Below are 6,901 nucleotides of genomic sequence, written 5' to 3'. Positions count from 1 at the left end.
GTTCCCGGCGGGGTGTGGGGGCGTGGCGCTGTCGCGGTCGGCGTGAGGGTGGAACCAGGCATCGGGCCTCCAGGTGTCGAAGCCGGGGTCTTGTCCGGCGGGAGTCCAAGGGTCGCCGAAAGGGCTCCGCGGTCAGTGGACCGAGCGCGGTTCTGTGGATAAGGGCCGCGTAGAGGTTGGCCTGTGGACAACTGGTTCTGCGGAGGGGTCGGTAGGTGGGAAGTGCCCGGCCTGTTTGATGAACGACGCCTGTGTTGAACGCGTCTCAGGCGACATGAGCGATTGCAGGCGTGCGCACCGAAACGTGGCGGTTTCCGGCGACATGAACGACGATGAGCTCCACAAACCCGGTCAGGTGAGCTCGGCGAGCCGTCGTTGAAGGAGACGTCGTTCGGCATAGTTGTGGGCAAGCGTGAGTGCGCGTTCGTACGCGGTGCGTGCTTCCAGGATGTGGCCGGCGCGCCGGAGAAGTTCGCCGCGCGCGGCGTGCAGGTAGTGGGAATTCTCGAGGGCGATTCGGTCGATGAGTGCCGGTCCTGCTTCGGGGCCATGGGTCTCGGCGATGGCGATGGCGCGGTTCAGTTCGACGACCGGGGAGTCGGTGAGCCGGGCGAGTTCGCCGTACAACGCGGCGATCTGTGGCCAGTCGGTGGGTTGCTCGGTGTGCAGCGACGCGATCGCCGCCTGAATCACGTACGGGCCGCGGCCGTTCAGTGTCAGCGCACGCGCGAGCAGACCGCGCCCCTCGTCGATCTGGGGCCGTCCCAGAGGGAGCGGTCCTGTTCGGCGAGGAGTACGAGGTCGTCACCCGAGAAGCGTGCCCTGCGGCGGGAGCCGTGCAACAACATGACCGCCAGCAGCCCATGCGCCTCCGGTTCGCCGGGCAGCAGCTCGACCAGCGCGCGACCGAGCCAGACGGCCTCACCGGCGAGGTCGCCGCGGCCGGCGTAACCCTCGTTGATGATCAGGTAGATGACCGCGAGTACGGTCGCCAGCCGCTCAGGCAACAGGTGGTCGGCGGGCACACGGAACGGAATGCCGGAAACCTTGATCTTCCGTTTCGCCCGTACCAGCCGCTGCGCCATCGCGTGGACCTGGCGGGTCTGTCTTACCAGCATTCGGCGCGAGTGGCGAAGGTCGCGGAGAACAGGACGAAGCTTCGTGGACAGAACGTGGTGAGCCAGGCATGGCGCACGTGGCGGCGGCTTGGACATGACGGGTGATGTACGTCATGGAAGGACGATGGTGGATGCCAAACCGGCTACCACCGGGATGATGCCGAGCAGGACGAACGCCGGCAGGAAGCACAACCCGAGCGGTGCCACGGCCTTGACGCCGACCTGCCTGGCCGAGGCGACAGATCCGGCCCTGGTGGCCTCCAGGGCGTCGTCGGCCAGGCGGGTCAGGACCTCCGCCACCGGCGCGCCGCTCTGAGCCGCCCGGCCCATCGCCCGGCAGAGCCCGCCCATCGCGGGGTCGCCTGCGAGGGCCGCCCAGGTGGTCTCCGGGTCGGCACCCAGGCGGAGCCTACTGCTCACCCAGCCGAGCCGCCGGCCGAGGGGGCCGCCGACCGTACGGCCGGCGATCTCTGTGGCGGCGCTCACCGGGCGGCCGGCGATCAGGCACGCGGTCATCAGGTCGGCGGCGAACGGCAGGTCGGCGGCCATCCGCTCGCGTTCCTGCCGTACCTGTTGCGGCTCTCTCCTGTGCAGGAACACCGCCACCGCGGTGGCCGTCAACAGCCCGGCGACGACTCCGATCGGTCCGACGCCGAACAGGAGGGTGGTCATCGGCCCCGCGCATGCCGCGGTGACAGCCGTCTTGCGGGTCATCCGTCTCGGACGGTTGCGGGAGGGGCCGAGCCAGGCCGGTGGCTCTTCGGTCTCGCCGGCGGCATGCGCGTGCCAGGCCAGTGGACCTTCGGCGTGGCCCCTTGGACGAGGATCGGCAGGGCGTAGCCGGGCCAGGCGTCCAGCCGGGGTGGTCGGAGACAGCCACAACCACGCCGCCAGGCCGGCGCACAGGGCGGACAACAGAGCGAACATCCGTGGAATCCGTTCGATCGTGCACAGGGCTCAGCCCTGGGCCTTGGTGGCCATGCGGTTGGTCCACCACAGGCCGCACGCGTCGAGGGCGATCCCCGCCACCAGGCACATCAGGCCCGGCAGGGTGCCGAGCAGGAAGGTGAGGGGGCGCATGCCGAGGGCCGCGGCCATGAGGAGGCCCAGGGCCGGGAGGGCGGCGAGCATCCTGGCCGTCATGCGAGGTCCGGCCAGTTGCGCGGCGACGTCCTGGCGGTGGGCCTGTGCCGCACGTAACGTGCTCGCCACCCGGTCGACCAGGGCTGACAAACCGGCGCCCACCGTGACGCCCACCTCCCAGCAGGCGGCCAGCCGGCGCAGGCCCTCGCCTCCTTGCGGCGGCGCCGCTGCGCTCAGTGCCGCGGGGACGTCGCCGCCGTCTCTCGCCGCGGCCACGACCGGGCGCAGAGCCTGCGGGTCTGGAAAGTCGACCGATGCCAGAGCCCTGGTCAGGGCCTCTCCCGGGGTGCGGCCGGCGGAAAGCTCGGCCGACAGGGCCTGGCACAACTCGATCGACGCGCTGTGCCAGGCGTCGGCGCGGCGGGCCGGGCGGGAACGGGCGAGCAGCCGGCCGAGCGTACGCCTCCGCGGCCCCGCCCTGCCCCCGGTCAGTCCGCTCAGGCGGGTCGTGGCGACGTCGGGGCCGGTCCACATCCACACGGCGCAGGCCGTGCACACCACGGTGGCGATCAGCGCGCTGCTCATGGCGCAGTCCTTCCGGTCAGGGCGTCGTGGCCGGGGCCGACATGCGTGCGGCCGTCGGCATCGAACGTCAGGGCGGGAACCGACTCGACGAGGCCGGCCGGGGTCCGGGTGAGCAGGCAGATCTCCGCGATGCGCCGGCGCCCGTCGGGGCGGTCGCGGGTCAAATGGACGACCGCGTCGAGCGCGGCGGCCAGCTGACTGTGCACAGCCTCCCTGCTCAGGCCCGCCGCGCACCCCAACGCCTCGATCCGGGGCGGCACGTCGGCCGCGGTGTTGGCGTGCAGGGTGCCGCAACCGCCTTCGTGCCCCGTGTTCAGGGCCGCCAGGAGATCCACGACCTCCGCTCCTCGTACTTCACCGACCACCAGACGGTCGGGGCGCATCCGCAGCGCCTGACGCACCAGGTCGCGCAGGCCCACGCCGCCCGCGCCCTCCAGGTTGGCCGGGCGGGTCTCCAGGCGGACCACGTGCGGGTGGACCGGACGCAGCTCGGCCGAATCCTCCACCAGCAGCAGGCGCTCCCCAGGGTCGGCCAAGGAGAGCAGGCCGCTGAGCAGGGTGGTTTTTCCTGTGCCGGTGCCACCCGTCACGAGGAAGGCGAGCCTGGCGGTCACCATGGCGGACAACACCGGGATGGCGGGTGGGGTGATGGTGCCGGCTGCGACGAGGTCGGACAGGGTGAACGTGCGCCGGGGCGGCAGGCGTAGGGAGATGCAGGTGCCGCCGGAGGCCACGGGCGGCAGGACCGCGTGGAGGCGTACGCCGCCCGTGAGCCGGGCGTCGACGTGGGGGCACGCGTCGTCGAGGCGCCTGCCGGCGGCGGCCGCGAGGCGCTGGGCCAGCCGTCGTACGGCGCCGTCGTCGGAGAAGGCGACCGAGGTGCGGCGCAGGCCCCCTCCCTCGTCGACCCACACCTCCCGTGGGCCGTTGACCAGGACGTCGGTCACCTCCGGGCGTGCCAGGAGCGGCTCCAGCGGGCCCGCGCCTATCAGGTCGGCGCAGAGGGCTCTGGCCACCGCGAGGATCTCCGCGTCGCCGTAGACGGACTTCTCCGCCCGGAGCGCCACCGCCACCTGGGCGGCGCTGGGCTCGGCCCCCGTGCGGGCCAGGCGTACGCGCACCGCCTCCACCAGCTCGGGCGAGACCGCGGACGTCATGCTGCCGGAACGAGATCGCGGAGCAGCGAGGAGCACAGGGCGCCGAGCACGGTGCGGGGCCCCAGCCTGGGCAGCTCACCCCGGTTGAGCGTGGCGGTGAGGCGCGGCTGGTCGGGCAGGGTGCCGGCGGCGGGGATGCCGAGCGAGCCGGTGGCGATGTCGTCGTCCAGAACTCCCGGGCGAAGGACCGCGCGCAGATCGGAGGTGTGCTTGCGGGCCTCGCCCAGCACCTGGCCCGCCGACAGGATGCCGCGCACGTCGGCCGTCGCCACGACCAGTGTGGTCTTCGCCCTGGTGAGGGCTTCGATCGCGGCGGGGTCGAGGTGGCGGGGAAGGTCGGCGACGATCAGGTCGAAGCCGCGCCTGCCCGCCTCCAGCACCGAGCGCATGGCCTGGGCCGGGATCGCCGCCACCTCGCCCCTCTGGAAGGAGAGGACCGCCAGGTCGCCGAACGACGGCAGCGCGGCCTGCAGCGCGCTGGAGCTGATGCGGCCCTCCCTGGCCACCAGCTCTCCCCAGCGTGCGCCCGGCGCCTCTTCGTGGCCGAGCAGCGCGTCGATGCCGCCGCCCAGCGGGTCGGCGTCGACCAGCAGTGTGCGGAGGTGGTCGCCCGAGGCGCGCAGGGCCAGGCAGGCCGACAACACGCTGGCGCCCGCTCCGCCGCGCCCGCCGAGCACGCAGATCAAAGCACCGGAACGGGGATCGGGCTCCATGGCGTCGGCCAGCCGCTCCACCAGGTGACGCTCGTCGCCCGGCAGGGTCATGACGGACTGGGCGCCCACGGCGACGCATTTGCGCCAGGTGTCGGGGGCGTCCGGATGTCGGGTCACGAGCAGGATCTGGTCTCGGGCCGGGGGTGAGGCCGCGGCCACCGCGTCCGCCTGGTCGGCGCCGACGACGATCAGCGGGGCGAGGTTCCAGTAAGGGCGGGCGTGGGCGGGGACATGGGCCACGTCGAGCTGGGCGCCTGCCGCGGCCGCGATGCGGACGAGGTCGTCGAGCAGAGCGTGGTCTTCGGTGATGACCAGGGGACGGTGCAATCTGGGCCTCCTGCGTGGGTTGGATGCCCACCTTGCTGGAGGCGGCGCGGGCGGCGGCCGGGCGAACGGGATTCTGTGGATGAGGGAGTCACAGGCCCGCAAGCCTGTGGACGGCCGAGGTCGCGGACCCGGGTGTCATGGCCAAAGGGCTGCCGACGGCGGACGTCCCAAGCCCCGGGGCTGTGGATGGCGAGCGCCGCAAGCCCCACGACTGTGGACGGCGGAGGTCGCAGGACCCCCAGGGGGACGTCGCAGCTTCCGGCCTGGGACGACGGCGGGGAGTACGTCGCACGTCTCGGCGGGGGGCGCAACGACACCTTGGCGCGGAGTGGTGGCAAGGCGACGGCGCGGACCCTGATTGAGGGCGTGGCGGTGTGACTGCCCCGACCCTGACGTGAAGGCGTGGCAGAGCGGCGGCGCGGGCCCCGGCCGGGCGTGGCGGAAAAGGGGCGACCCCCGCCGGGGGGGAGAGCGGGGGTCGCCTGATCGGTCCGGCTCCGGGGGGGTAGAGCCGGTCCCGTTTCAGAAGAAAGCTTTCATCACTTCGCCAGCACCTGGCAAGACGCTCGCAAACCCATCGCGTGCACGGTCTCCCCAGTTTCTGGCGATACCACCGTATGCTGCCCGATCGACTCGAGTTTCGTCGAGGAGCAATCCTGCATTTTCGCCAAGTTTCTTCGCTGCGACATAACGATCACATAAAGACAATCACTCTGCGTGATCATCACGACTCGGTAACCGGACCGGCGCGCGGCACCCGGGCCACGCCCATCGCCGGGTAAAGGTCTTGGCCGGAGGGGTTCCCATCAGGGCGCATCCGTCGTAGAAAGGGTGTACGGACCACTTGTCCGGGTGCATCAGCCGGGCACCCACGTGCGAGCAGCCGCGGGAGGCGCGTCGTGACGGGCTTGACCCGCTCCGACGGATACAGGTGCACGCTTGGTAACCCGGTGTGATGCACCGGCGGCGGCGTCTCTTGACGGAGACGCCGTCAGCTATGCCGGTGACCTCCCAACCACCGGCACGCGCAACCCTCAGCCCCTCCGCATGGCCTCGCAGATGGCCGTCGTCTCACGCGCCCCGAGGGTTACCGCGGAGGCACAGTGTTGTACCCACTGGCTCACGCCCTCCGGCGTGCCGCTCAGGTACGCCCGCAGCCCCTCGCCGTACGGCAGCTCCAGCCACCCCACCTCGACGGCCACCAAGGACTTGGGGTCGAGCCCGTACTCGACCAGCGTCAGCCGTTCGGCCGCACGTGCCACGACCCCGTCGGCCGTGCCGAAGGGCCGCAACACGGCCAGCTCCGCGTGGACCACGGCGGCCAGCACGATCGCCGGCGCGTCCGACGGCCGTTGCAGCAGGCCGAGCAGGGCCTCCATGCGGCGGGCCGTCTCCCCCGCGCCGGGCGCCTCGCCGAGGCCCAACGGGTCGGGGACGGTGTCGAACGTACGCGGCCGGCCGAGAGCGGCTTCGGACGCGAGTCCGGCGGCCGCCACGGTGTGCAGCCGCGCCAGCACCTGCCGGGGCGCCTGACGCCAGGTCGGGCCCATGCGCCCCAGCTCGGCGCAGGCGCGCAGCGCCCCTTGGACCGCGGGGTCGCGCACCTCGTCACGGCGCAGGGCGTCGAGGGACACGTCCACGCCTTCGAGAGCGGCCGACGCGCGCGCCCCGCGCAGCGACGACTCCGCGGACACGGCGGGGCTGGCCCGGCGCAGGACGCGGTGGCGGTAGAGCCGGTCGACGGCGTCGCGGGCCTCGTCGACCGCCTCGGAGACGCCGGGGAACCGCGCGATGACGGTCAAGGGGTCACTCACGGAACCCGACCCTACCTGCGGGTAACGCACCCGGCGCGGTGACCCAGCGTGCGCGCTGCCGGACGGCATGGCGACCGTACGGAGAGAAAACACGGCGCCAGGGG

At 72.4% G+C, this 6,901-nt stretch carries 7 protein-coding genes; all 7 read right to left on the bottom strand.

All coding sequences use genetic code 11. The features are described from left to right. Positions 1-351 precede the first annotated feature (351 nt). Positions 352-693: a hypothetical protein gene (locus tag GUY59_RS17935; RefSeq protein WP_138208652.1), complete on the bottom strand. Its 342-nt coding sequence runs from the start codon at positions 691-693 to the stop codon at positions 352-354. A gap of 23 nt (positions 694-716) precedes the next feature. Then, positions 717-1,118, bottom strand: coding sequence for a DUF6596 domain-containing protein (locus tag GUY59_RS17930; protein ID WP_138208653.1), 402 nt, complete (start codon positions 1,116-1,118; stop codon positions 717-719). Between the two features lie 111 nt (positions 1,119-1,229). Continuing rightward, on the bottom strand, positions 1,230-2,045 hold the full coding sequence (locus GUY59_RS17925; protein WP_236667242.1) for a type II secretion system F family protein: 816 nt from the start codon (positions 2,043-2,045) through the stop codon (positions 1,230-1,232). A 30-nt stretch (positions 2,046-2,075) separates the two neighbouring features. Continuing rightward, positions 2,076-2,786 carry a type II secretion system F family protein gene (locus GUY59_RS17920; protein WP_138208654.1) on the bottom strand — a complete coding sequence of 237 codons (711 nt, stop codon included), beginning with the start codon at positions 2,784-2,786 and terminating at the stop codon, positions 2,076-2,078. Then, positions 2,783-3,943: a TadA family conjugal transfer-associated ATPase gene (locus GUY59_RS17915; protein WP_138208655.1), complete on the bottom strand. Its 1,161-nt coding sequence runs from the start codon at positions 3,941-3,943 to the stop codon at positions 2,783-2,785. The genes GUY59_RS17920 and GUY59_RS17915 overlap by 4 nt, the downstream gene beginning before the upstream one ends. Beyond that, entirely contained in the window at positions 3,940-4,983 is a 1,044-nt protein-coding gene (gene ssd, locus GUY59_RS17910; RefSeq protein ID WP_161714588.1) for a septum site-determining protein Ssd, read from the bottom strand. The genes GUY59_RS17915 and ssd overlap by 4 nt, the downstream gene beginning before the upstream one ends. Before the next feature lie 1,034 nt (positions 4,984-6,017). Beyond that, a complete protein-coding gene (locus tag GUY59_RS17905) occupies positions 6,018-6,797 on the bottom strand; it encodes an oxidoreductase (protein WP_171055573.1) in 780 nt (259 codons plus the stop codon). Positions 6,798-6,901 lie beyond the last annotated feature (104 nt).

The sequence above is a fragment of the Nonomuraea sp. K271 genome (assembly GCF_009908215.1).
In the GTDB taxonomy this organism is placed as follows: domain Bacteria; phylum Actinomycetota; class Actinomycetes; order Streptosporangiales; family Streptosporangiaceae; genus Nonomuraea; species Nonomuraea longispora.
The sequence above is the reverse complement of the archived record's forward strand: the minus strand, read 5'-3'. Positions and strand labels throughout refer to the sequence as shown.

Excerpts from the sequence above, each read along its gene's own strand:
- GUY59_RS17930 (WP_138208653.1), bottom strand. The coding sequence starts at position 1,118 with ATGCTGGTAAGACAGACCCGCCAGGTCCACGCGATGGCGCAGCGGCTG.
- GUY59_RS17925 (WP_236667242.1), bottom strand. The coding sequence starts at position 2,045 with ATGTTCGCTCTGTTGTCCGCCCTGTGCGCCGGCCTGGCGGCGTGGTTG.
- GUY59_RS17920 (WP_138208654.1), bottom strand. The coding sequence starts at position 2,786 with ATGAGCAGCGCGCTGATCGCCACCGTGGTGTGCACGGCCTGCGCCGTG.
- GUY59_RS17915 (WP_138208655.1), bottom strand. The coding sequence starts at position 3,943 with ATGACGTCCGCGGTCTCGCCCGAGCTGGTGGAGGCGGTGCGCGTACGC.